The organism is Bradyrhizobium sp. 157 (genome assembly GCF_023073815.1).
Taxonomy (GTDB): Bacteria; Pseudomonadota; Alphaproteobacteria; order Rhizobiales; family Xanthobacteraceae; genus Bradyrhizobium.
In genome coordinates this window covers 120,107-146,125 of sequence record NZ_JADPKF010000111.1, presented here as the reverse complement: position 1 = coordinate 146,125, position 26,019 = coordinate 120,107, and the positions used below count along the sequence as shown (strand labels likewise).

At 63.5% G+C, this 26,019-nt stretch carries 21 protein-coding genes, 1 tRNA gene and 1 pseudogene; 12 read left to right on the top strand and 11 right to left on the bottom strand.

Annotation, left to right across the window (positions count from 1 at the left end; genetic code table 11):
• Positions 1-371 precede the first annotated feature (371 nt).
• From purH to IVA95_RS34835, 5 genes are all read right to left on the bottom strand, one after another.
• Positions 372-1,964 (bottom strand): bifunctional phosphoribosylaminoimidazolecarboxamide formyltransferase/IMP cyclohydrolase, encoded by a 1,593-nt coding sequence (gene purH / locus IVA95_RS34855; protein WP_247514628.1) that lies wholly within the window; start codon positions 1,962-1,964, stop codon positions 372-374.
• A gap of 121 nt (positions 1,965-2,085) precedes the next feature.
• Positions 2,086-2,400, bottom strand: coding sequence for a HigA family addiction module antitoxin (locus tag IVA95_RS34850; RefSeq protein ID WP_247514627.1), 315 nt, complete (start codon positions 2,398-2,400; stop codon positions 2,086-2,088).
• A 10-nt stretch (positions 2,401-2,410) separates the two neighbouring features.
• Positions 2,411-2,689, bottom strand: a complete 279-nt coding sequence (locus IVA95_RS34845) for a type II toxin-antitoxin system RelE/ParE family toxin (RefSeq protein WP_247514626.1) — start codon at positions 2,687-2,689, stop codon at positions 2,411-2,413.
• 71 nt (positions 2,690-2,760) lie between these two features.
• On the bottom strand, positions 2,761-4,476 hold the full coding sequence (locus IVA95_RS34840) for a heparinase II/III family protein (protein WP_247514625.1): 1,716 nt from the start codon (positions 4,474-4,476) through the stop codon (positions 2,761-2,763).
• 162 nt (positions 4,477-4,638) lie between these two features.
• Positions 4,639-5,982 carry an RsmB/NOP family class I SAM-dependent RNA methyltransferase gene (locus IVA95_RS34835; protein ID WP_247514624.1) on the bottom strand — a complete coding sequence of 448 codons (1,344 nt, stop codon included), beginning with the start codon at positions 5,980-5,982 and terminating at the stop codon, positions 4,639-4,641.
• Between the two features lie 159 nt (positions 5,983-6,141).
• On the opposite strand from IVA95_RS34835, the gene IVA95_RS34830 reads away from it, so the two are divergent.
• Both IVA95_RS34830 and IVA95_RS34825 read left to right on the top strand, forming a co-directional pair.
• Positions 6,142-6,351 carry a succinate dehydrogenase assembly factor 4 gene (locus IVA95_RS34830; RefSeq protein WP_247514623.1) on the top strand — a complete coding sequence of 70 codons (210 nt, stop codon included), beginning with the start codon at positions 6,142-6,144 and terminating at the stop codon, positions 6,349-6,351.
• Between the two features lie 158 nt (positions 6,352-6,509).
• Entirely contained in the window at positions 6,510-7,010 is a 501-nt protein-coding gene (locus tag IVA95_RS34825) for a thermonuclease family protein (protein ID WP_346658092.1), read from the top strand.
• A 44-nt stretch (positions 7,011-7,054) separates the two neighbouring features.
• Here the strand turns inward: IVA95_RS34825 and IVA95_RS34820 are convergent, their stop codons facing one another.
• Positions 7,055-7,567: a L,D-transpeptidase gene (locus tag IVA95_RS34820; RefSeq protein ID WP_247514621.1), complete on the bottom strand. Its 513-nt coding sequence runs from the start codon at positions 7,565-7,567 to the stop codon at positions 7,055-7,057.
• 490 nt (positions 7,568-8,057) lie between these two features.
• Positions 8,058-10,010 (bottom strand): acetate--CoA ligase, encoded by a 1,953-nt coding sequence (acs, locus tag IVA95_RS34815; protein WP_247514620.1) that lies wholly within the window; start codon positions 10,008-10,010, stop codon positions 8,058-8,060.
• 369 nt (positions 10,011-10,379) lie between these two features.
• Here acs and IVA95_RS34810 point away from each other — a divergent pair, with 369 nt between their 5' ends.
• Positions 10,380-11,534, top strand: coding sequence for a DNA topoisomerase IB (locus IVA95_RS34810; protein WP_247514619.1), 1,155 nt, complete (start codon positions 10,380-10,382; stop codon positions 11,532-11,534).
• A 247-nt stretch (positions 11,535-11,781) separates the two neighbouring features.
• Here the strand turns inward: IVA95_RS34810 and IVA95_RS34805 are convergent, their stop codons facing one another.
• The 3 genes from IVA95_RS34805 to tsaD form a co-directional block, all read right to left on the bottom strand.
• Positions 11,782-12,195, bottom strand: coding sequence for an EVE domain-containing protein (locus tag IVA95_RS34805; RefSeq protein WP_247514618.1), 414 nt, complete (start codon positions 12,193-12,195; stop codon positions 11,782-11,784).
• Positions 12,196-12,310: 115 nt separating this feature from the next.
• Entirely contained in the window at positions 12,311-13,291 is a 981-nt protein-coding gene (locus IVA95_RS34800) for an NAD(P)H-dependent glycerol-3-phosphate dehydrogenase (protein WP_247514617.1), read from the bottom strand.
• Position 13,292: 1 nt separating this feature from the next.
• Complete coding sequence (tsaD, locus tag IVA95_RS34795; RefSeq protein ID WP_247514662.1) at positions 13,293-14,366, bottom strand: tRNA (adenosine(37)-N6)-threonylcarbamoyltransferase complex transferase subunit TsaD; 1,074 nt, start codon at positions 14,364-14,366, stop codon at positions 13,293-13,295.
• 132 nt (positions 14,367-14,498) lie between these two features.
• On the opposite strand from tsaD, the gene IVA95_RS34790 reads away from it, so the two are divergent.
• From IVA95_RS34790 to IVA95_RS34770, 5 genes are all read left to right on the top strand, one after another.
• On the top strand, positions 14,499-15,254 hold the full coding sequence (locus tag IVA95_RS34790) for a uroporphyrinogen-III synthase (RefSeq protein WP_247514616.1): 756 nt from the start codon (positions 14,499-14,501) through the stop codon (positions 15,252-15,254).
• Between the two features lie 111 nt (positions 15,255-15,365).
• Entirely contained in the window at positions 15,366-16,586 is a 1,221-nt protein-coding gene (locus tag IVA95_RS34785) for a hypothetical protein (protein ID WP_247514615.1), read from the top strand.
• Positions 16,587-16,594: 8 nt separating this feature from the next.
• The gene (locus tag IVA95_RS34780) at positions 16,595-18,376 is read left to right on the top strand and encodes a heme biosynthesis HemY N-terminal domain-containing protein (RefSeq protein ID WP_247514614.1); all 1,782 of its coding nucleotides are present in this window, start codon (positions 16,595-16,597) and stop codon (positions 18,374-18,376) included.
• Positions 18,377-18,458: 82 nt separating this feature from the next.
• Positions 18,459-18,534 (top strand) — tRNA-Thr (locus IVA95_RS34775).
• Positions 18,535-19,134: 600 nt separating this feature from the next.
• Positions 19,135-19,338, top strand: a complete 204-nt coding sequence (locus tag IVA95_RS34770; protein ID WP_247514613.1) for a hypothetical protein — start codon at positions 19,135-19,137, stop codon at positions 19,336-19,338.
• A gap of 404 nt (positions 19,339-19,742) precedes the next feature.
• Here the strand turns inward: IVA95_RS34770 and IVA95_RS34765 are convergent.
• Positions 19,743-19,983: pseudogene (locus IVA95_RS34765) on the bottom strand (transposase); the annotation flags it as partial.
• 153 nt (positions 19,984-20,136) lie between these two features.
• Between IVA95_RS34765 and IVA95_RS34760 the strand changes: the two are divergent.
• The 4 genes from IVA95_RS34760 to IVA95_RS34745 are packed head-to-tail and all read left to right on the top strand — an operon-like array spanning position 20,137 to position 25,927.
• Positions 20,137-22,383: a WD40 repeat domain-containing protein gene (locus tag IVA95_RS34760; protein WP_247514612.1), complete on the top strand. Its 2,247-nt coding sequence runs from the start codon at positions 20,137-20,139 to the stop codon at positions 22,381-22,383.
• Complete coding sequence (locus tag IVA95_RS34755; protein ID WP_247514611.1) at positions 22,361-22,699, top strand: CU044_2847 family protein; 339 nt, start codon at positions 22,361-22,363, stop codon at positions 22,697-22,699. Before IVA95_RS34760 ends, IVA95_RS34755 begins: the two co-directional genes overlap by 23 nt.
• A 1-nt stretch (position 22,700) precedes the next feature.
• Positions 22,701-24,671: an NB-ARC domain-containing protein gene (locus IVA95_RS34750; protein WP_247514610.1), complete on the top strand. Its 1,971-nt coding sequence runs from the start codon at positions 22,701-22,703 to the stop codon at positions 24,669-24,671.
• Positions 24,668-25,927: a WD40 repeat domain-containing protein gene (locus IVA95_RS34745; protein ID WP_247514609.1), complete on the top strand. Its 1,260-nt coding sequence runs from the start codon at positions 24,668-24,670 to the stop codon at positions 25,925-25,927. Before IVA95_RS34750 ends, IVA95_RS34745 begins: the two co-directional genes overlap by 4 nt.
• Positions 25,928-26,019: the final 92 nt, after the last annotated feature.

Genomic DNA, 26,019 nt, shown 5'->3' with positions numbered 1-26,019 from the left:
ACGCTTCGCTTCCAAAGGACTTAACGCCAGCACCGCGGCGCCAGAACCACACGACTTCACCGTACGCTTCCTGCGCGTACGTCTAGCGCGCATTCCGCGTCCACCGCATCTCACCGCACGTTCGTGACGATCGCGAGCGCCCCTCATCTGCCGTGAGACGGGCGGAGTTATGCGGCTGATTTGCCCCTCGCGTGAAGCGAAATATTTTTGATTCCGGAGCTTGACACGGTTTCGGAAAATCAGAAGTGATTTGCCCGATAAGTGGATTTATCGCAATGACGGCTTGGCTGGCACAGCACGTGCGGCCAAGATGGATTCCGGGCTCGCGCCAAGAGGCGCACCCCCGGAATGACGGCAATCGTGTTCGTCGCTCAGTGCCGGAAATGCCTGACGCCCGTGAACACCATGGCGATGCCGTGGTCGTCGGCGGCCTTGATGACTTCGTCGTCGCGGATCGAGCCGCCGGGCTGGATCACCGCGGTGGCGCCGGCTTCGATGCAGGCCAGCATGCCATCCGCGAACGGGAAGAACGCGTCGGAAGCGACGACCGAGCCTTTGGTGAGAGGCTCGGCGAGCTTCGCGTCAGCCGCAGCATCCTGTGCTTTGCGGGCGGCGATGCGCGCGGAATCTACCCGGCTCATCTGGCCGGCACCGATGCCGACGGTGGCGAGATCCTTGGCGTAGATAATGGTGTTCGACTTGACGTGCTTTGCGACGCGGAACGCGAATTTGAGATCGCGCAACTCGGCGTCGGTCGGCGCGCGTCTGGTCACGGTCTTGAGCGTGATGTCGTCGACGACAGCATTGTCGCGGCTCTGCACCAGAAGGCCGCCTGCGACGGTCTTTGCCGTGAGGCCCGGCGCGCGCGGGTCGGGCAGGCTGCCGGCGAGGAGAAGCCGGAGGTTCTTCCGTTTCGCGACGATCGCGATGGCCTCTTCGGTCGCGTCCGGCGCGATGATCACTTCGGTCAGGATTTCCGTGATGACGCGCGCGGCTTCCGCGTCGAGCGTTCGATTGACGGCGATGATGCCGCCATAGGGCGACTGCGTGTCGCAGGCGAACGCCTTGCGATAGGCGCTGACCAGGTCGGGACCTTCGGCGACGCCGCAGGGGTTGGCGTGCTTGACGATGACGCAGGCGGCGGTACGTGCCGGGTCGAACTCGGCGATGCATTCATAGGCGGCATCGGTATCGTTGATGTTGTTGTAGGACAGCTCTCTGCCTTGCAACTGCCGCACCGTGGCGACGCCGGGCCGCTTGTCGGGCGTGCGATAGAACGCGGCCGATTGATGCGGGTTCTCGCCATAGCGCAGCGACTGAATCAGCCGGCCGCCGAAGGCGCGGAAATCCGGCGCGTTGTCCTTGAGCTGCGTAGCAAACCAGTTCGAGATCGCGGCATCATAGGACGCGGTACGCGCATAGGCTTTTGCGGCGAGGCGGCGACGCAACGCGAGTGTCGTTGCGCCCTTGTTGGCGGCGAGCTCGTCGAGCACGGCCTGATAGTCCTGCGCCTCGACGACGACGGCGACGTCGTCGTGGTTTTTGGCGGCCGCCCGGATCATCGCGGGCCCGCCGATATCGATATTCTCGATGCAGTCTTCGTAAGCAGCGCCTTTGTCGACGGTCGCCTCGAACGGGTAGAGGTTGACGACGAGCAGATCGATCGGCGCGATGCCGTGTGCCTTCATGGCGTCGGCGTGCTCCTTGTTGTCGCGGATCGCGAGTAGGCCGCCATGCACCTTTGGATGCAGCGTCTTGACCCGGCCGTCCATCATTTCCGGAAAGCCCGTGAGTTCGGAGACGTCCCTGACCTTCAGCCCTGCCGCGGCGATCGCCTTCGCCGTGCCGCCGGTCGAGACCAGTTCGACGCCATGTCCCGCCAGCGCTTGGGCAAATTCGATGAGCCCGGTCTTATCGGAAACGGACAACAGGGCGCGGGTCAGGCGGCGCGGATGGTCGGTCATGGCTGGATTCCTGGCTGTTAAGGCCAGCCCGGTAGCACGGTTTGGAAGGTCAAGAAACTGGGATCGGCACGCCTTTCCTACGAAAGTTGGAGGAAAGCCGGCATTTCCCGAAGGTCAGGTCTCAGGCGGCTTTAGCCTTGATGGTTGGAATGCGGCTGACATCTTCGGTGCGTTCCGCATGCCAAGTATCGTAAGCGCCCTGCATCCTGGTCCAGACTCCCGCACCATCGCCGAAAAGCTTGCCAAGGCGCACTGCGATTGCGGGAGATACCGGCTTTCGTTCCCCCAGGATGTCGTAAAGGTGCTGGCGCGAAATTCCGAGTAGACCGGCGATCTCGGCCTTGGTTCGGCCGGTAGCCGGAATAACGTCGTCGCGAAGTAGCGCACCGGGGTGGGTGGGGCAGCGGTTCTTGCTGCGCTTGGCTGCATAGACCATGTTTGCTCCTTTAGTGATACTGTTCGAAATCGACCCGTAAGGCGTCGCCGTCTTCAAATTCGAACGTGATGCACCACGGCCCGTTGACGTGGACCGAATAGCGCTTCGGGTTAAAGCCGTGCAATGCGTGAAAGTCGAAGCCGGGGATATTCATTTCCTCGGCGCGGACGGCAACGTCGAGACGGTCCAGCTTCGCGAAAATGCGCTTCTGCATTTTCACATCAATTTTTGAACTCCTGCCCTTCGCCCACAATTCCGAAAGGGCCTTGCTCTTGAAGGTTTTTATCACGCCGGTATTGTAAGCAAATAGCTTACACGCGTCAAGCAAGGGTCAGCCGTGAACCCCTGGGCAAACACGTCCTACAACGGCAATTCCGGCTCGCGCTGCGCATGGCGCCGGGCGGCGGTCGTGCCTGCCGACGTGCTTGAGCGGACAAAGCTCCAGCGGACCGAGGAGGCGTGGCGGGAATCCTGGCGGATCACGATCTGGGCGGTGCGGCGCGGGCCGTCATTGCCGGCCAGAAACACGCTGTCCTCGAGATCGACCTTGTCGTCGAGCACCTCGAAGGTCCAGACGTCGCGGTTGGGCAAAACCAGCATGACGCCGCGCGCATCGCTGAGGCGGCTGGCCTTCACCGCGGGATGAAGATGAAACCGCAGCGCAAAATCGGTCTCGGCGCCCTTGATGCGCGTCCCCGGAGCCGGCGACACGGTGTCCTCGCCGTCGAGCCTTGCGCCGTCATGGGAGATCATCAGCACCCGGCGATGCACGACGCCGAAGCGGGCAAGATAGCCGTCATGCGAGGTGGTCAGGAGATCGCCGTCGGCCACCGCCTCGCGGTAGCTTTCCACGTTGGCCGGACCGCTGACCACCGGCGCGCCCTGCAGCAGGCGCTTCATCGCCGACAATTCGACGAACTGGCACGAGGACGCGTCGTGATAGGTCAGGGTCGAATGCGCTGCGGTGCTGCGCGCAAACGTGCGCCAATTATCCCGGCCGGTCGAGGGCATCCCGCAATTGACCACGATCCGGCTCGGCCCCGAAGACAGTTCGAACGAGAGACATCCGGCGTGAGCTTCCTGGCTGACATTCGGCGGAGGCGGTGGCCCGGTATCGATGATGACGGTCGTCGTGCCGGCGTCGAGCCGCTGGAAGCCGGTATGCGGCATGTTCGCCATCGGCACGCCGTGCGTGTCGTCATAGGCGAGCAGTGTCGCCACCAGGTCCGAGGGCGCGCTGCTCATGCCATTGAACAGCGCAAAGCTGCCGTCGCCATGACGGAAGAAGCGTAGCATCGGCATCATGCGGTCGATCGCATTCAACAGCGCGGGCGGGGGCGCGATGTTGCGGGCGGCAAAGGTCTGGCGCAGCGGCAGGAGGTCGCTGAGCAGCTCGACCAGCGCGCCGGGATTGCGCGAAATATGCCCGCCGTCGGGCTGGATCTGGCGCTGCAACTCGTCGGAAAGCCGTCGCGTGGCGGAGCGGATGTGTCGCGCCTGATTGGCCAGGCACAGCGAGGCGTAGCACAACGCGATCAGGACCTGCAGCCGCGGCACACCGTCGGCGATGTCGAGCATCGTGTAGCGAAGATATCGAATTTCGCGGGTCAGCCCGCGCAGATATTTACGATAGAATTTTCCGTCGGTGTCGCCGAGCACCAGCGGCGCCTGCGACAACAGCGAGATCACGCGGCGGGCCAGCACGTCGGGGCGGCGTTCGAGCGGCCGCTTGCGCGCCGGATTTGAGATCCAGTCATCGACAAGCGAGCGGGCATTGGCGCGGGTCAACGCGGTGTCGGCGGCGCGCAGGTGCCGCAGCCAGCCGAAGCCGAGCAGCGCGACTTCCCAATCTTCCGACGGCGGCTCGAGATCGAAGATCGAGCGGCCATGGCAGGTGACGATTTTGCCGGCGAACACGAAGCGGCCGGCATAGATTTCCGCGGCGCGGGTGGCGTCGGCGGTGCGCAGGTCGTGCGGAGCGATGATCAGCCGGTCGGCGCGGCCGGGCCACAGCCGCGATACCGCCACCGTTGCGCCGGTCGCGCGCGCGATCACGGTCCGCGCCGAGCGGCTCATGATAAGCGTCGAGATGCGTCTGCGTTGAGCGACCGACACGCCGTGCCTTGGCTTTAAGGAGGGAGGGGTATTCTGACGAATCCTTTTAATCCGGAAACGCCGGTAAGGCACCATCTTGAAAAGGGACGAATCACTCGAAGGCGGGAAGATTCCGGTCTAAAATCAGGTTTTTACCAGTCGCGCCGCGTAAAATCCATCCAGCCCGCCGAGTCGGGGGTCGGCATGGGGCAAATGACAGGGCAGGGTCCGCAAATCGCCGCTTGCGGTCACGATTTCGCTGAGGCCCGCAACCTCGTCCACCTCGATCGGGGCGCGACGCACGCCCGATTCGGTAGCGAGCAGGGACGCGACCGCCTGCTCACCTTCCTCGGGCTCCAACGAACAGGTGCAATAGACCAGCGTCCCGCCCGGCTTGAGCAGGGCGACCGCCTTTTGCAGCAACCGTTTCTGTAGCGCGGATAGCGCCGCAATGTCGGCTTCCTGACGCAGCCAAGCCACGTCGGGATGACGGCGGATGGTGCCGGTGGAGGTGCATGGTGCATCCACCAGCACGCCGTCGTAACCGCCATTGCCTTGCCATTCGATCGCATCGATCACCACGTCAGCGGCCTGCAGCGAAAGCCGGGCCAGGTTGTCGCGCAGCCGTGCCATGCGCGCCGGCGAGCGATCGACCGCGGTGACGCGCGCGCCGGCGTGCGCGAGCTGCGCGGTCTTGCCGCCGGGCGCGGCGCAGAGGTCGACGATGCTCTTGCCGGCGACATCGCCGAACAACCGCGCCGGCAGCGCGGCGGCGGCGTCCTGTACCCACCACTGTCCCTCGGAGAAACCGGGCAGCATGGTCACCGAACCCTGCAGCAGCGTGCGCACGGTTCCGGTCGGCAAGGCTTCGCCATGCAGGCGGCTCGCCCATTGCGCTGCGTCCGCCTTCACAGTGATGTCAAGCGACGGCTCGTGGCCGATGGCGCGCGCCATCTCCCGCGCGGTGGTCTCGCCATAGGCGCCGATCCAGCGCGCGAGCAGCCATGGCGGAACATCAAGCGTCTGCGACTTGATTTCCTCGATCAGCGGTTGTCCCTCACGGGCGCAACGGCGCAGCACGGCGTTGACGAGGCCGGCATACTTTGCGGCGCGGCGGTCCGATTGCACCAGCCGTACCGAGAGATCGACGGCGGCATGATCGGGCACGTCCATCCAGAGAATCTGCGCCGCGCCGATCAGCAGCGCGCTCTGTGCCCGCGGCGCATCGGTCGGAATGCCGCGATCGAGCAGGCGCGACAGCACATGGCCGAGCGTGCCGAGCCGCCGCAGGATCGTCGCCACCAGCCGCCGCATCAACGCGCGGTCGCGATCGGCGAGCGTTTTCAGTCCGGGATGAGCGCCCGTGCCGTCGAGTTGATCGTCGAGGGTGCGATGCTTGTGCAGCACGCCGTCGAGAATGTCAGCCGCGATCCGCCGCGCCGCGAGGCCGGGCACTTCTGAAGGTACTGCGAATCTTGAAGGGGGCATGAAGCAGCAATGTCTCGGAAGGCGGAAAGGTTTCGGCTCATGCCAAGGAAATGAAACGCTCATTTGGCATGCGAATATGCCAAATGTAAGAATCGCCACAGACAATTTCTCGATTGTGATGTCATCTGTGCGCCCATCCCGTGCTATGGGAGAGTTGCGATGACCGACAATTCTTCATTCTCCGCGCCGGTTGCGGAACGCAAGAAGCTGACGCCCGCGGCCGAGCGCGCGCTCGCCGAGGCCGAAGCGCGCCGCAAGGCAACTGAAGCCAGCGCCAGGCCGCAGCAGAAGGAATTCCAGGGTCCGAAGGGACCGGAACCGACCCGCTACGGTGATTGGGAGCGCAAAGGGATAGCTTCTGATTTTTAAGGGCCAAGAATAGGACTGGGCCTTTGCCGGACGACCCGACTCAGCTCTTAGTCGGGAATATGCCCCCGTACGAGAGAACGAATGCATACCGGACCCCGCGCCGGGGTCTTTTTCGCCGCTGGTTTTCGGCAGCGCTGCCGTGGGTATTCGTGCTTTGCGTGGCGTCGGCGACGACGCTGCCGGTGCGGGACTGGGTGCGGCGGTTGTTGCCGAGTTCAGCCGATAGCCAGGCGGCGCGCGATGCCGAGATGGTGTGGAAACGCGCCGGAAATTCCAACCAGCGCTATTCCGTCGATGTGATCCGCACAATCGATGGCGATACGTTCGAGGCGCGCGTTCATTTGGAAACGGGTCTCGAGCCCACCACGCGCATTCGCCTGCGCGGCATCGATGCGCCCGAGTTGCAGGCATCCTGTCCACAGGAACTGCAGATGGCAGAGGCTGCGACGGGCGCGTTGCGCAGATTGCTCGGCGACGGCGGAGTCACCATTTCGAATGTCGGGCCGGACAAATATTCCGGCCGGGTTGTCGCCGACGCAGCGACGAGGCACACCGCAAATATTTCGAGCACGATGCTGGCGGCAGGTCACGCGCGCCCTTATGGCGGCGGTCACCGCAACGGCTGGTGTGCGAACGCAAGCCAACCGTTATCCAAATGAAATGAAAAAGCCGCGCGACCGCGCGGCTCTTACCATTCAATCGATCAGCGCGTCACGGTCACGGTGGTTCCGACTGGCACGCGCTGGTAGAGATCAGCGATGTCGTCGTTCAGCATGCGGATACAACCGTAGGATACGAAGCCCCCGACCGAGCCCGGCACGTTGGTGCCGTGAATGGCATACTCCCCGCCGGCCAGCGTCATCGCCGCGACGCCCATCGGGTTGCGCGGCGAGCCGCCGGGAATCACGTCGGGCATGTCAGGCTTGTCGCGTTTGACTTCACTCGGCGGCGACCATGCCGGGTTGAGATACTTGCCGTCGATCTTTGTGGTGCCCGACCACTGCTTGCCGGCCTTGCCGACCCCGACCGGGTAGCGCATGGCGCGACCGGACTCGAGAATGAGGTAGAGACGTCGCTCATGGGTCTTCACCACGATCGTGCCCGGCGCGTAATCGCCGCTGACATCGACCAGTTCCGGCCGCGCCTGCGCCGCCGAGGACATCACAATGCTCGCACCGATGGTGGCAGCCAGCGCCACCGCAATCCTCTTCGACATTCCCCAGCTCCACTTTGCCCGCCCCTCTCGGGGGCCCTCAAATATCCTTTCAAGCCTTGGCGTTCGAAAACCTTGGCGTTCGAAGCCGTGGCGTTCGAGGCCTTGGCGTCTCGCGGTCTCGCCGACGATTGTTAGTCGCGCGAACTCACCGACCGGTTTCACCGTCGGCCCTTGAGACTGGTTTCGAGGGGCGGAACAAAGAAAATGTTCGAAATAAAGTAAATGACCGGAAAACAACACATGGCGGCGAAATGCCCGCGGAGGCGGGCCCGCCACTGACGAGCGCGTGAGCACGGCGGGTTGCCGCCGGGTCCTGCTGCTTCAGTCTTCCCTGATAGGCCCACAAACTCGTCATGCCCGGGCTTGTCCCGGGCATCCACGTCTTGCTCTCCGCACCAAAAACGTGGATGGCCGGGACGAGCCCGGCCATGACGACGTGGGAGCTTGGGCGTCTCCAATGCCGAAGCTAGATACGTGAGGTGCGCCAGCCTTACGCCGGCGCCGACTTCTTGTTCTGCCGGTTCTTGACGAGGTCGTCGACCACGGCAGGGTCGGCGAGCGTCGAGGTGTCGCCGAGGCTGGAGGGTTCATCCTCGGCGATCTTGCGCAGGATGCGGCGCATGATCTTGCCGGAGCGGGTTTTCGGCAGGCCCGGCGCGAACTGGATCTGGTCGGGGGACGCGATCGGGCCGATGTCCTTGCGCACCCAGGCGACCAGCTCTTTCCGCAGCTCCTCGGTCGGCTCGGTACCGGCCATCAACGTCACATAGGCGTAGATGCCCTGGCCCTTGATGTCGTGGGGATAGCCGACCACGGCCGCTTCCGACACTTTGGCATGCGCCACCAGCGAGCTCTCGACTTCGGCCGTGCCCATGCGATGGCCGGATACGTTGATGACGTCGTCGACGCGGCCGGTGATCCAGTAATAGCCGTCGGCATCCCGGCGGCAGCCGTCGCCGGTGAAATACTTGCCTTTGTAAGTCGAGAAATAGGTCTGCTCGAAACGCGCGTGGTCGCCATAAACCGTGCGCATCTGCCCCGGCCAGGATTTGGCCAGGCAGAGATTGCCGGTGCATTCGCCTTCGAGCACCTTGCCGTCGGCATCGACGATTTCGGGCACCACGCCGAAGAATGGCCGCGTTGCAGAGCCTGGCTTCAGCTTGGTCGCACCCGGCAGCGGCGTGATCAAAATGCCGCCGGTCTCCGTCTGCCACCAGGTGTCGACGATCGGGCAGCGCCCGTCGCCGACCACGCGGTGATACCATTCCCATGCTTCCGGATTGATCGGCTCGCCGACTGAGCCGAGCAGGCGCAGGCTCTTGCGCGAGGTCTTCTGCACGGGACCGTCGCCGGCCTGCATCAGCGCGCGGATCGCGGTCGGCGCGGTGTAGAAGATGTTGACGTTGTGCTTGTCGATGACATTCCAGAATCTGGAATTATCCGGATAGTTCGGAACGCCCTCGAACATCAGCGTGGTGGCGCCGTTCGCCAGCGGCCCATAGAGAATGTAGCTGTGGCCGGTGACCCAGCCGACGTCGGCGGTGCACCAGTAGATGTCGCCATCGTGGTAGTCGAACACGTATTGATGCGTCATCGACGCGAACACGAGATAGCCGCCCGTGGTATGCAGCACGCCCTTCGGCTGACCGGTTGAGCCCGACGTATAGAGGATGAACAGCGGGTCTTCTGCGTGCATGTGCTCGCACGGACATTCCGTCGTCACCAGCTTGGCCACTTCGTGGTGCCAGAAATCGCGCGTTGGATTCATGTCGACGGCAGCGCCGGTGTGCTTGACGACGACGACCCAATCGACGCCACCCGCTTTCTCGATCGTGGCGTCGACATTGGCCTTCAGCGGCACCTTCTTGCCGCCGCGCAATCCTTCGTCGGCGGTGATGATCACCTTGGATTGGCAATCGGTGATGCGCTGGGCGAGGCTGTCGGGCGAGAAGCCGGCGAACACCACGGAATGGATGGCGCCGATCCGCGCGCAGGCCAGTATCGCGTAGGCGGCTTCCGGGATCATCGGCAGGTAGATGGTGACGCGATCGCCCTTCTTGACGTTCCGCGTGCGCAGGATGTTGGCCATCTTGCAGACTTCGTCATGCAGCTGGCGGTAGGTGATGTGCTTGGACTGCGAGGGGTCGTCACCTTCCCAGATGATCGCGGTCTGGTGGCCGCGCTTGTCGAGATGGCGGTCGATGCAGTTCCAGGCGGCGTTCAGGATCCCGTCCTCAAACCATTTAATCGAGATGTTGCCGGGGGCGAAGGAGACGTTTTCGATCTTGTGGGGCGGCTTCATCCAGTCGATGCGCTTGGCCTGTTCGGCCCAGAAGCCGTTGGGGTCCGAGACCGAGCGGGCATACATTTCGCGGTACTTGGCGTCATCGATGTAGGCACGTTTAGCCCAATCGGCGGATACGTCGTAAATCTTCTCGGACATCTTTTCCTCCCACTCATTGCGGCCGGATGCTCGGCGGCCACAAGTCGTCCCTGATTGTTGCAGCGATTATGCGTCGCGGGATGATGCCCGGACAAGGCGGAACGTCTGCGACATTGGTCGGCCAGCCAGTTTCCGGCCCTGTCGAAGATCAAGCTTGGGGCATTTTTCCTGGTCCGGCTCAGGGCGAAATCAACGTTATCGGCGGAATGGCTCCCATGAACGGTATCTAATAACCGTCAATGACGGAATCGGGACTCGCAAAGTGGTTCGTTACCCCCTAAATGGCCACCCCGGGGCCGGCGGCCTCCCGGAACAAGCCACAACAAACGGCATTACCGGCGAAACAGGCGGAGTAAGGCGACAACGGACATGATGGATCAGCAGAATTTCGAGGCTACGCGGCCCGCTTCCGCCGATCCCGCCGTTGCATTGGCCGAAGCGCTCGGGCAACTGCCGAAGGAACTGCCCAAGTCATCCGCGGCAAAGCCGCACATCATCGCCTCCGTCGAAGCGCTGGCACAGGAACTTGGCCTCAAACTCGGCGGTCAAAACAGCCTGACCATCCGCCGTATCAAGCGCGGGAAAGGTTACTCATTTGTTCGCGCCAACGGCACGCAGATCCGCCACGCCGGGACGATCCGACGCCTGCATTCGATGGCGGTGCCACCGGCCTATCGCGAAGTGCGCTATTCGGCCGACTCGAACTCGCACCTGCAGGCGGTTGGCATCGATGCCGCGGGCCGGCTGCAATACCGCTACCATGCCGATTGGGAAAAGGTCCGCGAGCACCGCAAGGCGCATCGCCTGGCGCGGCTGGTGGCGGCCTTGCCGAAGATCCGTCGGAAAGTTTCGGCCTATCTTTCCGGCGACGAGCCGACGCGCGAGTTCGCGCTCTCGGCCGTGATCGAGTTGATCGCGCGCACAGCGATCCGTCCGGGCAATGAATCCTATGCCCGCCTCAACGGCACCCGCGGTGCCACCACGCTATTGAAGTCGAACGTCGTGCTGGAAGACGACACCCTCGTCCTCACCTTCAAGGCCAAGGGCGGCAAGGCCGTCCGCAAGGAGTGCGATGCGGCCAAGCTGGTGCGCGCCATCGGCATCCTGCGCACCGTGCCGGGCAAGCGCATGTTCCAGTACCGCGACAATTCCGGCACGGTTCGCGCGGTCTCGACCACCACGGTGAATGCGTTCCTGCGCGAGATCGCCGGCATCAAGATTTCGCTGAAGGATTTCCGCACGCTGATGGCATCGGCCGTGGTGCTGGAATCGTTGTCGCGGATTTCACCGGCAGCGAGCGCCCGTGGCCGCAAGAAGCAGGTGCTCGAAGCCGTGCGCGCGGCGGCCGACGAACTGTCGAACACGCCGGCGATCTGCCGCAAGAGCTATGTCCACGACACCATCGTCACCGCGTTCGAAGACGGCATCCTGGAGCGCTTTGCCGCGACGATGAAAGGCTATCGCACGCAAGCCAAGCGCGAGGCGCTGCTGGCGAAGGTGGTGGTGGCCGCGGCGGTGGCTTGACGACCCTCGTCATGCGCGGGCTTGACCCGCGCATCCATCAGAAAGGATTCTTTTGAGACGATGGATTGCCGGGTCAAGCCCGGCAATGACAATCTCGTGCATCCGCCCCGGTTCTTCCTTGTGGGAGAAGGTGGCGCGAAGCGCCGGAGGAGGGGTTGTTTCCGCGGAGACAGCCCCCCGTCTCGAATGAGCTGACGCTCATTCGATCCACCCTCTCCCACGAGGGGAGAGGGGAAGTAAGAGCGCGCTACAGCCCGCCCATCTTGCAGACCAGCTTCCACTCTTCTGCCGTGACCGGCTGCACCGACAGTCGCGAGTATTTCACCAGCGCCATGTCCGCGAGCTTCTTGTCGGCCTTGATTGCGGCCATCGTCACCGGCGTCTTCAACGGCTTGTCGGCCTTGATGTCGACGCAGACGAATTTGCCGGTCTTGTCGGTCGGATCGGGATAGGCCTCCTTGATGACCTCGGCGATGCCGACGATCTCCTTGCCCTCATTGGAGTGATAGAAGAAGGCCTTGTCGCCTTTCTTCATGTTTACGAGATTCTGCCGCGCGGTGAAATTGCGCACGCCGGTCCAGGCTTCGCCCTTGGCTCCCTTCGCGACCTGCTGGTCCCATGACCAGCTTGAGGGTTCGGATTTCACCAGCCAGTAATTCATGACTCCCACCATCTCTCGTCATGGCCGGGCTTGTCCCGGCCATCTACGTCTTCCTTCCGAGGCCATTATCCAAGACGTGGATGCCCGCGACAAGCGCGGGCATGACGAGGAGAAATCATTCCTCCGCCTTGAACGGCCGCGTCAGCAGACCCTCGATCGCCGCGTCGATCGTGACTTTGCCGCCGAGGATCGCCGCGACCGCATTTGATACCGGCATATCGACGTTCTGCGAAGCTGCCAGTTCGATCAAGACCGGCGCGGTGAATTCGCCTTCGGCGAGCTTGTCGCGGTTCGGCGGCTCGCCGCGCCCAAGCGCGATACCGTATGCCAAATTGCGAGACTGCGGACTGGAGCAGCTCAGGATCAGATCGCCGAGCCCCGACAGGCCCGCCAGCGTTTCGCTGCGCGCGCCGCAGGCGCGGCCGAGGCGCGCGAGCTCGCTGAAGCCGCGCGTGGTCAGCGCGGCCAGCGCCGAGGCGCCGAGCTGCCGGCCGACGACGATGCCGGCTGCGATCGCCAGCACGTTCTTGGCGGCTCCGCCAATCTCGACGCCGCGGACATCGGTGGTGTGGTAGGGCCGGAAGGTCGACGAGCCCAGCGCCTGCACCAGATCGCTCGCCAGCTTTTCATCTCTTGCGGCAAGCGTCACGGCAGTTGGAAAGCCTAGCGCCACATCATCGGCGAAGTTCGGTCCCGACAGGATTGCCGGGATTGCATCCGGTATGGTCTCGGCGATGACCTCGGTCATGAACCTATGGGTGCCGCGCTCGATTCCCTTGGCACAAGCGACGACGGGTGTCTTCGGTTCGAGGTGCGGCGCAAGTGCTGTAGCGGCTTCGCGCAAACTTTGCGCAGGCGTCGCAAGCAGGACGATGTCCGCGCGCGCCGCGGCAGCGATATCGGCCGTGATGCCGATAGTGCTGTCGAGGCTCGCGCCGGGCAGTTTTGGATTCTTTCGCGTCGTCTGCATCTGCGCGGCGCTTTCGGCGCTTCGCGCATAGAGCACGACTTTGCGGCCGGCGCGCACCGCGGCGCAGGCGAGCGCGGTGCCATAGGCGCCGGCGCCGATCACCGCGACGGAACTAAAGGATGCCATGTCAGAATCCTGCGCGGGTGTTGGCGAAGCCTGCCGGCGCGGTTGCGTTGGCGTCGAGCAGCCAGCGCGCGCGCGGCGGCGCATCCATCGTATCGGTCAATCCCAGCGCCATCCGCTCCGCGCCGGCCCAGGCGATCATGGCGCCGTTGTCGGTGCAGAGCGCGGGCGGCGGAATGATCAGCGTGGTCTGCGCCTTCGAGGCGACATCCTGCAGCGCGCCGCGAATAGCGTGGTTGGCCGCGACGCCGCCAGCGGCGACCAGCGCGCGGGGCGGGCCGAATTGCTCGTGAAATAGTCTCAAGCCGACGCTCAGCCGATCTGCGGTCGATTCCAGCACCGCGGCCTGAAAACTGGCACAGAGGTCGCTGACATCCTGCGGCTCCAGCGGCATCAAGCGGTTGGCCTCATTGCGAACCGCCGTCTTCAATCCCGACAGCGAGAAATTCGCATCCGGCCGGCCGAGCATCGGCCGCGGAAAGGCGAAACGTTTGGCGTCGCCGCTTCCCGCCGCGCGCTCGACCTCCGGCCCGCCCGGATAGGGCAGCGACAACATCTTTGCGACCTTGTCGAAGGCTTCCCCCATCGCGTCGTCGACGGTGGTGCCGAGCCGCACATATTTGCCGACGCCGACCACGGCGACGATCTGGGTGTGACCACCGGAGGCGAGAAACAGGCAATAGGGAAAGGCGAGCGCGCAAGTGAGCCGCGGTGTCAGCGCGTGCGCTTCGAGATGATTGACTGCAATCAGCGGGGTCTCATGCACCATCGCAATCGCCTTGGCGGTGGTGAGGCCGACAATCACGCCGCCGATCAGGCCGGGACCTGCGGCGGCCGCGACCGCTGACAGTTGCGCGAAGCCGACATTGGCGTCCTTCATGGCCTGGCTAACGATCCCGTCGAGCAGGTCGACATGGGCGCGCGCCGCTATCTCCGGCACCACGCCGCCGAAACGAGCGTGTTCCGAGGTTTGCGAGCGCACGATATTGGACAGAATCTTTCCGCTTCCATCGCGCTGGCGCTCGACCACGGCGGCTGCGGTTTCATCGCAGGTGGTCTCGATACCCAGCACCAGTATCGGCTTGTCGTTGTCCAATTTGAACCCTTGCGTTATCGCCAAAAACAACGCTTCCGTAACCGGGTAGCACTACGAGGTCGCAACGTGCAATCGCCTGGGCGTGCCCAAAACCGGTTTGGCGGAGATTGAAATATGGCCGTTCTCGTGACGCGACCAAGTCCGGATGATGAGATGACGGCGAAGGCCCTGCGCGCGCGGGGGTTCGACGTGCTGCGCGCGCCGATGCTGCGGTTCGATCCAGTGCCGTTCCAGGACGATGCGGACGCGACCTATGGCGCTGTCATCGTCACCAGCGCCAACGCGCTGCGCGCCATCGCGCCCCATCTTGCCGACCGCCGGCTTCTCAAACTGCCGCTGTTCGCGGTCGGAGAAAACACCGCGGCGGCGGCCCGCGATGCGGGATTCGGCGAAGTGATCGCCTCAAAGGGCGACGCCGGCGCGTTGCGCGATCTGGTGCTGGCGAGCGCAAAATCGAAGCAACTGAAGAAGGCGAGCCCGATACTGTACCTTGCCGGCGCCGATCTCGCGCGCGACCTTGCCGGTGAACTCGGCGAAAAGGGCTTTACGGTGGTGACGCATACCACCTACCGGATGGTGCCCGTGCCCAGCCTGCCGCGGGAAGTCTGTGACGCTTTCGTGGCGCATGAGGTCGAGGCCGTGCTGCATTACTCGCGGCGCAGCGCGCGTGCGTTTCTGGAGGCGGCGCGCTTCGGCGGTGTCGAAATCTCGGCATTGGCGCTGCCGCAGTGCTGCATTTCAGCAGGCGTCGCCGCGGTGTTGCGGGATGCCGGCGCGACCCAGGTCACAGTAGCGGCTTCTCCGGACGAAAACGCTCTGTTCGAGGCGCTGGACCGGGCGTTGCAGGCTCGATCGCGTCCTAATCTTTAAGTCTGAGCATGGTGTAATCGGAAAACCGATGCCGCCACGGCCGGATCATGCTCTAAGACGTCTCGATTCTGCTAAGTTCCGGCATCTAACTACCTTAAGGGAACCGCTGTGATGGTCGATAACAGGCCTGAAGACACTGGATCGTTGCCCGAATCGGGTCGGCCGAAGCGTGAGCCGCCGACTATCGATCTTGATGCTTCCGAAGTATCGACGGAGACCAGGAATTCTGGCGACGCGCCGTCCGACCCTGTGGCGGAACCTGCGCCCGAGGTCGCCCAAGCGCCGGTTGAGGACTCTCCAGTTGAGGAGTCACGGGTTGCGGAGCCGCCGTCCCGGCCTGTCTCACCCTGGGTCATCGCGCCGGTTTCCGGCGCAATCGCGGCGGCGCTGGTGATCGGCGTCGGCTGGATGCTGGGCTGGCCCGCGATTCAGCCGGCCTCGGTATCGCAGACCGCGCAGCTCAACGCCGCCGCCATCGACGGTTTGACCGCGCGCGTCGCCGGCCTCGAAGCCAAGGTGGGCAAACCGGTGGCCGATCCCGCCGCTGCCGCGCGCACTGAGGCACTTGAAAAATCGGTCGCGGCGCTGCGCGGTGAAGTCGCGGCGGTACGCGCGCAAGGCGAGAAGCTGGCATCCGCCATCAACGAGGTGAAGTCGGCGCCGCGTGGCGACGGCACCGTGTCGCCTGATCTCAGCGCGTTTGCCGAACGCATCGCCAAGATCGAGAGCCAGATGCGGGCGCAGAGCGCCGAGATCGCGCAACAAGGCAGCAAGCTTGCCGACACGACGGCCGACGCCAAACCTGCGGATGATATGCCGCTGCGCCGTGTGGTATCGGCAGCGCTGCTCGATGTGCTGGTCCGGATCGGCGACCCCTATCCGACGGCGCTCGCCGCAGCCAAAGCGCTGGCACCAAATCCCGAAGCGCTGAAGCCGCTCGATCAATTTGCGGACAAGGGCGTGCCGAACGCCGGCAAGCTGAGCACGGAACTGTTGGCGCTGGTGCCAAAGCTGTTGCCGGCCCAGCAGAGCGCCGCCACCACCGGCACCGGCATCGTCGACCGTCTGCAGGCGGGCGCTGCCAAACTGGTGAAAATCGAACGCACCGATACCGCCGGCACGGACCGCAGCGCCGTGGTGGCGCGGATCACGGCGGCTGCGCTGCGCAACGATTTCAACGAGGCGCGCCGGGAATTGATGACGCTGGAACCGGCCGATCGCGCCGCGGCGCAATCATGGCTTGAGTCGGCCAATGCGCGCGACGCCGCGCTGGCCGCATCCCGTCAATTTGCGGCCGACGCCATGGCTGTGCTCGCCAAACCGACGCAATAAGGATTTCGATGGTCCGGATCATTCTGTTTCTGCTGTTGATCGCGCTCGGTGCAGCGGGTGCGGCCTGGATTGCCGAGCAGACCGGCGATGTCGTGCTGTCGTGGGGCGGCTATCGCGTGCAGACCACGCTGCCGGTGTTCGTGCTGGGGCTCGGCATTGTCGTCGTCGCGGCAATGATGCTGTGGGCGATCCTGCGCGGCCTGTGGCGCACGCCGCAACGGATCCGCCGCAACCGGCGCGAACGTCGTCAGGCCCGCGGCCGTCATGCGATCACGCAAGGCCTGCTCGCGATCGGCCATGGCGATTCCACGGCGGCCCGCATCCACGCGGACGCCGCGCGAAAGCACGCGGCGCATGATCCGCTGGCCCTGCTGCTGCATGCGCAATCGGCGCAGCTCGACGGCGACCGCGAGGGTGCGCAGCGCGCCTTCCGCGCCATGGCCGAGCGTGAAGACACGCGGCTGTTGGGTCTGCGCGGCCTGTTCATCGAGGCGCAGCGTGCCGACGATCCCGTCGCGGCTGTCATGCTCGCCGAGGAAGCGCTAAAGCTGTCGCCGTCGTCGTCATGGGCGTCGCACGCCGTGCTCGGCTTCTGCTGCGCCAAGGGCGCCTGGGCCGGCGCGCTGAAGATCCTCGACAACAATCAATCGGCCGGGCTGATCGACAAGGCGACCTATCGCCGGCAGCGCGGCGTGCTACTCACTGCACGCGCGCTCGAACTCGAAAAGGTCAATCGCGACCTGGCGCGCGAGAGCGTGATGGAAGCGGTCAAGCTGGCGCCGACGCTGGTGCCTGCCGCGGTGCTGGCAAGCAAGTTCGAGAGCGAAGCGCACCAGGTGCGGCGTTCGATGCGCCTCATCGAGACGGCGTGGCTGGCGCAGCCGCATCCGGATCTGGCCGATGCCTATGCCCATGTGAAGTTGGGGGATTCCGCACGCCAACGGCTGGTGCGGGTCGAGACGCTGGCGGCGAAAACGCCGGGTCATATCGAGGGCGCGCTGGCGATTGCGCGCGCCGCGATCGACGCGTCCGAATTTGCCAAAGCGCGCGAGGCGCTGGCGCCGTTCATCGCCCAGCCGACACAGCGCGTTGCGCTGTTGATGGCGGAGATCGAGCGCACCGAGCATGGCGATACCGGCCGCGCGCGCGCGTGGACCTTGCGCGCGGTGCGCGCGCTGCACGATCCGGCCTGGACCGCGGACGGCTATGTCAGCGACCGCTGGCGGCCGGTCTCCCCCGTCACCGGGCGGCTCGATGCCTTCCAATGGCAGACGCCGGTCGCGGCGCTGCCGTCTGACAAGGGCGCCGCGATTGAATCATCCCCGTTCGAGGAAGCCATGCTGGCAACGCCGCGCCGCGCCGTGGTGATTGCGCCGCCTGAGGCCGTGGACGAGCAGCCCGCCGAGCCCGCCGCCCCGGTCACGCCCGAACCGCCCGCCGCGCAGGACAATGTGCCGCCGGCGGCTGCTGGCATGGAAGCGGCTCCGGCCGAGGCCACCCGCCCGGAAGCGGTCACCGCTCCGACGCCCGAACCAGCCCCGCCAGAGCCAGCTCCGCCGAAGCCGGCCGAGCCGGCACCTAGCCAGCCGGCGCCGCTGTTCCGCTCCCGCCAGGATATTCCAAAGACGGTTCCAACCCCGATTCCCGCCGTGATCCCCCTCATTCGAGCCCCCGACGATCCTGGCATCGACGAGGACGGCCCAGCGGACGAATTCGCGGAACAAATCGCCCCGCCCAAGGCCCAGGCCGGCGGCTGGCGGGGATTTTTGTCACGCTGGGGCGGCAGCTAGGCCCGTTTTTCTTGCCAATCGGGGCGCTGCCCGATATCAGGTGCGGGCGTTCGCGGCTCACCCCGGAACGCCGCTTCGGTCCGCCGCAATAGCTCAGTTGGTAGAGCACGTCATTCGTAATGACGGGGTCACAGGTTCGAGTCCTGTTTGCGGCACCAGTTAAGCCATTGAATTTACTATCATCTGGTTGATCGATTGCGACAGATCGTTTCTGCCGCTCCTCAAAGGAACCACCGCGTAACCACCTGAGGGAATTGAGGGCATCTAGCCCAACGCCAAGGTATCCCAAGTCCCGTTGAGTAGTCTCCCCGGCCTAGCTAAATCTTAGGTATCGTGCATTCTGCGGCAGGGGGTCGCGGGTTAATGAGACCGACAAGTAATTTTGGATTTTTGTCCGACCACGGTCCCAAGCTGGTGCAGCTTGGAGCATTCGCGGAGCGTTATTTCCGTGATGATCCGCCTACCTGCCCCATCAAAGTACGGCAGCTAGCTGACCAAGTCGCAAAACAAATAGCCGCGCACCACGCTCCTTACAGCAAGGATTGAGAGACGTTCGAAGAGAGATTGCGGCGGCTTGCCAACGAAGCGGCCGGTGAAGTAATGGCGAAATGAGATTTGCGGCTCGGCAATTGTACGAGGCGACGAGAGCTTGCCGAGGGTTATTTTTGCCAAGTGTCAGGCGACTTCCCCTTGCTCGACGAGCTAAAGCCCAAACAGAAGATGCACCTGCTCGCCAAAGCGGCGTCGATGTCAGTTACATGAAGAACTACAAGGGCCGACCGGCGAAGCGGCTCGCGGCGAGCTTCACCGCTGCACGATCCTCTTGGTCAATCTCAGAACATGGCGCGATCATCATGATTGACAAGCCAGGTGATCCCCCGGCAATTCAACGGTCCTTTCAGGCACCAGCGCTGCCCTTGATCCGCGAAGCGAAGCTTTGGGTAACGTGGGCATTGGCGTGAAAGCTTTGGACGATTAGCAATCGCTCAATATCGCAAATTTATCTACATCTGAAGTGGTCAACATCGACAGTCTGTCCTCAATGCTGCGCTCTCTAACAGTTTCGGCGCGCTAGTTGTCGCAAGTCCGTCGCATACTATTGAAAGCAGAGTGCTGGGCGACGGACTTGCGACACGAGACCGCGGAACACACGCCAGTTTATGGCGGCCTCACTGAGAGCGACTTGTGTGGTCTGCTACATGGACATCGCGAGAGCGGTTTGAATGGACGGGCGAGGCTGCCATAGGCCTTAGGCACATAGCGTTCGTGACCTGGAGGTCCGCTTTCCCCGATTGTGTTGAAGAAGTCCGCGAACTAGCGATCCTGGATCGGACAATGCGACCGGCGCACGGATGCTTGATTGTGCTTAAGCGGGCTGGAGCACAGGGATTGGGATCAGCTTTGCGAGTTTCCGGAGGTTCTGGGCCGTGGCAGCAAGGAGGAACTCGTCTCGAGCGGCCCAACGGGCCTCTTAGCCTGAGACGGTCGAGGCGCAGGATGCGCTTGAGGTGCGCGAAGAGCATCTCGATCTTCTTCCGTTCGCCGGGACCTTCATAGGCCTCAGTCTTGGCGATTTCGCGCGCAACGTCTCGAGCCCTTTCGTGGACAATCAACTATTGGGACCGATGACAGGCTTATGGAGCTTGGGTGGACCAGGCCTTTTTGCAACCTACGCACCTTTGTTGCCAACTTGACACGTTCAGTACAAGATAGAGCGATGCTGTTGCCCGCAAAGGCTTCGATATCGGAGTCACCGAAATATGCGCTTCGGCAGTCGGACCATTGCCCGTTCGATCCGCGACATGCTCGCACAGCACCGCGATGTGTTTTCGATCATCGATCCTCGTGAGACGCGGCAACAGATTTTGGTGCGCCTGCCGGCAGATGGCGTGGAGAGACACAAATATTTGGAGCAAATCGAAGAGATCATTACCTCTAGCCAAATCCTAGTGCCGCGAAACATCCGATTGGGTAGGGACAGCGCGAATCACCTGACTTTTAGAGGACATTTCGCCCCCGTCAACCACATCGCGGCGCTGCCAAGCGACCGCGCCATCTCGGCCTCTTCCGACACCACGCTGCGGCTCTGGGATCTCACCACCGGGCAATGCGCGCGCGTCCTCGAAGGACATTCACACTTTGTCACCCAGGTCGCGGCGCTGCCAAACGACCGCGCCATCTCCGCCTCTCACGACAAGACCCTGCGGCTCTGGGATCTCACCACCGGGCAATGCGCGCGCGTCCTCGAAGGACATTCCAGCAGGGTCACCCAGGTCGCGGCGCTGCCAAACGAGCGCGCCATCTCGGCCTCTCTCGACACCACCCTGCGGCTCTGGGATCTCGCCTCCGGGCACTGCACGCGCGTCCTCGATGGACATTCCAGCGGGGTCACCCAGGTCGCGGCGCTGCCAAACGACCGCGCCATCTCGGCCTCTCTCGACACCACGCTGCGGCTCTGGGACCTCGCCTCCGGGCACTGCCTGCGCGTCCTCGAAGGACATTCCAGCGGGGTCACCCAGGTCGCGGCGCTGCCAAACGACCGCGCCATCTCGGCCTCATGCGACAGCACCCTGCGGCTCTGGGACCTCGCCTCCGGGCAATGCGTGCGCGTCCTCGACGGACATTCACACTTTGTCACCCAGGTCGCGGCGCTGCCAAACGACCGCGCCATCTCCGCCTCTCACGACAAGACCCTGCGGCTCTGGGACCTCGCCTCCGGGCAATGCACGCGCGTCCTCAACGGACATTCCAGCGGGCTCACCCACGTCGCGGCGCTGCCAGACGACCGCGCCATCTCAGCCTCTCACGATGCTACCCTGCGGCTCTGGAACCTGGCCACCGGGCGATGCGTGCGAGTCCTTGAAGGGCATTCCAATTCCGTCACCCAGGTCGTGGCGCTGCCAAATGACCGCGCCATCTCAGCCTCTGACGACAACACGCTGCGGCTCTGGGACCTGGCCTTCGGGCAACGCGTGCGAGTCTTTGAAGGACATTCCAGCAGGGTCGACCAGGTCGTGGCGCTGCCAAACGACCGCGCCATCTCGGCCTCTTCCGACGCCACCCTGCGGCTCTGGGACCTGGCCACCGGGCAATGCCTGCGCGTCCTCGAAGGACATTCTTGGGGGGTCACCCGGGTCGCGGCGCTGCCAAACGACCGCGCCATCTCGGCCTCTTTCGACGCCATGCGGCTCTGGGACCTCGCCACCGGGCAATGCCTGCGCGTACTCGACGGACATTCCAGCGGGGTCACCCAGGTCGTGGCGCTGCCAAACGACCGCGCCATCTCGGCCTCTCTCGACACCACGCTGCGGCTCTGGGACCTCGCCTCCGGGCACTGCCTGCGCGTCCTCGAAGGACATTCCAGCGGGGTCACCCAGGTCGCGGCGCTGCCAAACGACCGCGCCATCTCCGCCTCTCACGACAAGACCCTGCGGCTCTGGGACCTTGCCTCCGGGCAATGCACGCGCGTCCTCGACGGACATTCCAGCGGGGTCACTCACGTCGCGGCGCTGCCAGACGACCGCGCCATCTCAGCCTCTCACGATGCTACCCTGCGGCTCTGGAACCTGGCCACCGGGCAATGCACGCGAGTCCTCGAAGGACATTCCAATTCCGTCACCCACGTCGCGGCGCTGCCAAATGACCGCGCCATCTCAGCCTCTTCCGACACCACGCTGCGGCTCTGGGACCTCGCCTCCGGGCAATGCACGCGCGTCCTCGGCGGACATTCCGACGGGGTCACCCACGTCGCGGCGCTGCCAAACGAGCGCGTCATCTCGGCCTCTGAGGACAACACCCTGCGGCTCTGGGACCCCGCGTCGGGCAAAACATTGGCCTCCTTCACAGGAGATGACCCTCTAATAAGCCTTGCAACAACGGGCAGCGGAGACTTCGCCGTTGTTGGCGACCTGGGCGGCCGCGTGATGTCATTTCGGATCAGATCAGGCGTTTCAGGAGTTCTGCCGACGAAGAGGGAGTCCGATCATGGCCATGGCAATCAAAGTTGATCTCGGCAATTCAAAGGGGACTATTTGGGTTGAAGCCATCGAGGTAGACGCGGAACGCCCGAAAGGCCGCGCCTCCGCTAGCGTTGGGACCGAAGTCGTCGCTAACCTCGCCAATGCCTTCGATCAATTCCGTTGCGTTTTTGAAATTGCTCAGGCGCAACTGACTCAGATGCAAGAGACCGCGGATGAGACGACCCTTGAGCTGTCGGCAAAGCTTACGACAAACGGTAACCTTCTGATTGTGCAGGGATCGGCCGAGGGCGCAATCAAGGTGACAATGAAGTGGAAGAAGCCAAACGACAAAAAGACCTCCTGAGATGTCAGCCAGTCTCCATGAGGCATTCCAGGTCGCCATTCTCGGCGATGGTAACAAACCCATTGGTTCGGGACTCGTTCTCGACGACCGTCATGTGATCACCTGCACGCACATAGCCGCGCAGGCGACGACGGGCAAAAGGGACGCTGATCCTTGCACCGATGTTGGCATCAAATTGCGCACGATTCCGTGGTCGGGCGGCAATCCGCTCACCGCGTGGCTGCGGCCCAACGCATGGCGCGGGAAGTGCTCCGTTCCAGGTGATCGGGGCGTGCGCGATCTGGCGGTACTCGAATTGACTGAGGCTCTTCCAGGTTGGAAGAAATCTTGCGGCATTTATCCCGGCGCATGGACGCCGCGACACGAAATGACTTTGTTCGCCTTTCCGCAGGCGCACCCCGATGGCATCTGGTCGAATATCGTGGTCATCGGCGGAGTCGCGGACCACTGGATTCAAATCGACGCTGCGCCAAACGCGCAATATCGTGTGCAGCCGGGCTTCAGTGGCTCGCCGTTGTTTGATCCCGACACCGATTCAGTCCACGGCCTGGTCGCGGAAGGTGATCCCGGTGAGGGCCGGACGGGGTTCTTGATACCGGGCCGGATGATCCTGGAATTTCTTGAAAACATTCCCGATCTTAGCAATCTCGCCGAAAGGCTCCACGCGCGCGTGCCGCTCCCGAGCGCCCCTGAGCTGCCCGCAAAGCTCACGCGCCGCGTCCCATTGGTCGAGGCGATCAAATCCATGCTGATGGACAGATCGAAATCGGTCGGACTCGTCGGCCTGCGCGGTATGGGTGGAATCGGCAAGTCCGTCGTTGCGCGTCTTGTCGCCGAGGACGATTGGGTCCGCCGTCACTTCCATGATGGCATCGAGTGGATTTCAGTCGGCGAAAACAAGACGCTCCAGGACGTCGAAGCGTTGCAAGCGAGCCTCCTGACGCGGCTCGGCGGACGTATCGAACGCTACCAGTCATTGGATGGAATGCGACAGGCAATCGAGAAGGAACTCGCGAACCGCCGCATGTTGTTCATCGTTGATGACGTGTGGACGCAGTTAGCGGTCCAAGCCTTTCAGTTGCGTGCCGAGGGCTGCGCAGTCGTCTACACGAGCCGCCGCCGCGCCGGATTTGATGAATGCGGCGTGGCCGTCCGCGATGTTGAACTCCTGACCGAAGGCGAGGCGGGCGAACTCTTCCGGATGCACGCCAATCTGCCTGCGAACATCATCTTGTCCTCTCCAGCCGAAGCCGTTTTGAGGCACTGCAATCGGCACGCGCTGGCGATCGTGGTGGCGGGTTCGATGCTCGCACAATATCCAACCGAGGCCGAATTGATCCTCGAACGATTCAACAGAGCCAATGTAGATGACATCGTCGCGTCGGTCCCGAACTATCGGCGTTCCCAGTCCTTTCCCGATCAGGAAACCAGTATCTTTCGGATCCTGTCGGCTTCGTTTGATTTCTTGAAGGAATCGGACAGAGAATTTCTGGGGCGGCTCGCGATTTTCCCGGAAGACACCCCAATCCCGCTCGCCGCGATCGAAATTCTGGCAGGCAAATTGGTTGATCGTCTCGGATGCAGGCGGCTCGTAGCCCGTCTGGATGACACCGCTCTTCTCACGTTTCACGTGGACGACGCAAATCCCGAGCGCTCCACCGTTACAATGCACGACCTGCAACGGGACTTCGTCAGCTTTCTGAACAAGGTGCCGGAGTTAGATCATCGCACGCTGGTAGAAGGCTTGGAAAAACGGTTCGGCGGCCGTCTTTTTGCGAACGATGACCGGCCCGGGGGGGACTATTTTCGTCGGTTCATGGTTCATCATCTGATTGGAGCGGCCAGGCACGACGACCTCTTCGACATGCTCATCGATCCCGACTGGATCGAGCATCGTTTGCGGGGAGGTGATCAGGTCTTTCACTTGATCGCGGATTATGATCGCGCCCTCGCTAGCGAGGAGCGGTCGTGAAGAGCAATCGGGAAATAGCGACTGCGATCCGCCATGTGCTCGATCGCCACGGCGATGTGTTCGCGGTGTATCCGAGTTTCGTCCGCGAGCACCTGGTCGGCCGTCTGAACGCAGACCCGACGTCGGAGGTCGGCGGCTATGCCCACAAACTATCCATCGAGTTAGTTCGGCGCGGCGCTCTTGCACCGAAATTTGGTGGATATCACAGAGATGAAGCCTGTCTGAAGGTATTTGTCGGTCATAGTAGCTCCATTCGCGATGTCGCGGCGCTGCCAAACGACCGCGCCATCTCGGCCTCTTCCGACAGCACCCTGCGGCTCTGGGACCTCGCCTCCGGGCAATGCCTGCGCGTCCTCGAAGGACATTCCAGCGGGCTCACCCACGTCGCGGCGCTGCCAAACGACCGCGCCATCTCGGCCTCTTACGACAGAACCCTGCGGCTCTGGGATCTCACCACCGGGCAATGCGCACGCGTCCTCGAAGGACATTCCAGCGGGGTCAACCACGTCGCGGCGCTGCCAAACGACCGCGTCATCTCGGCCTCTGACGACAACACCCTGCGGCTCTGGGACCTCGCCTCCGGGCAATGCGCACGCGTCCTCGAAGGACATTCCAGCGGGGTCAACCACGTCGCGGCGCTGCCAAACGACCGCGTCATCTCGGCCTCTGACGACAACACCCTGCGGCTCTGGGACCTCGCCTCCGGGCAATGCCTGCGCGTCCTCGAAGGACATTCCGGCTCGGGGGGCACCGAAGTACTTTCCGGCTGGGGAGTCACCCACGTCGCGGCGCTGCCAAACGACCGCGCCATCTCGGCCTCTGGCGACAGCACCTTAAGGCTCTGGGACCTCGCCTCCGGGCAATGCACGCGCGTCCTCGAAGGACATTCCAGCGGGGTCACCCGCGTCGCGGCGCTGCCAAACGACCGCGCCATCTCGACCTCTGACGATGCCACGCTGCGGCTCTGGGACCTCGCCTCCGGGCAATGCGTGCGCGTCCTCGAAGGACATTCCAGGGGGGTCAGCCACGTCGTGGCGCTGCCAAACGACCGCGCCATCTCGGCCTCACCGGACAACACCCTGCGGCTCTGGGAACTCGCCACCGGACAACTCATCGGGATTATTGTTGGAGACGCACCTGTCCTAAGCGTTGATATTTCGTCACGTGGCGGATCGGGAATTTGCGGCCATTCCGATGGCAGGGTCGCTTTCTTCAAATGTTGTACTGAAACGGAGCTGAGATCAGATGTCCTCTGAATAGTCGTCCGTGATTAACCGGCAAAGGCTCGGTTAGGGGTCGTTTTTCAGTTTGGAAGCGGATTTGGAATCGCAAGGTTTCGCGGGCTGCT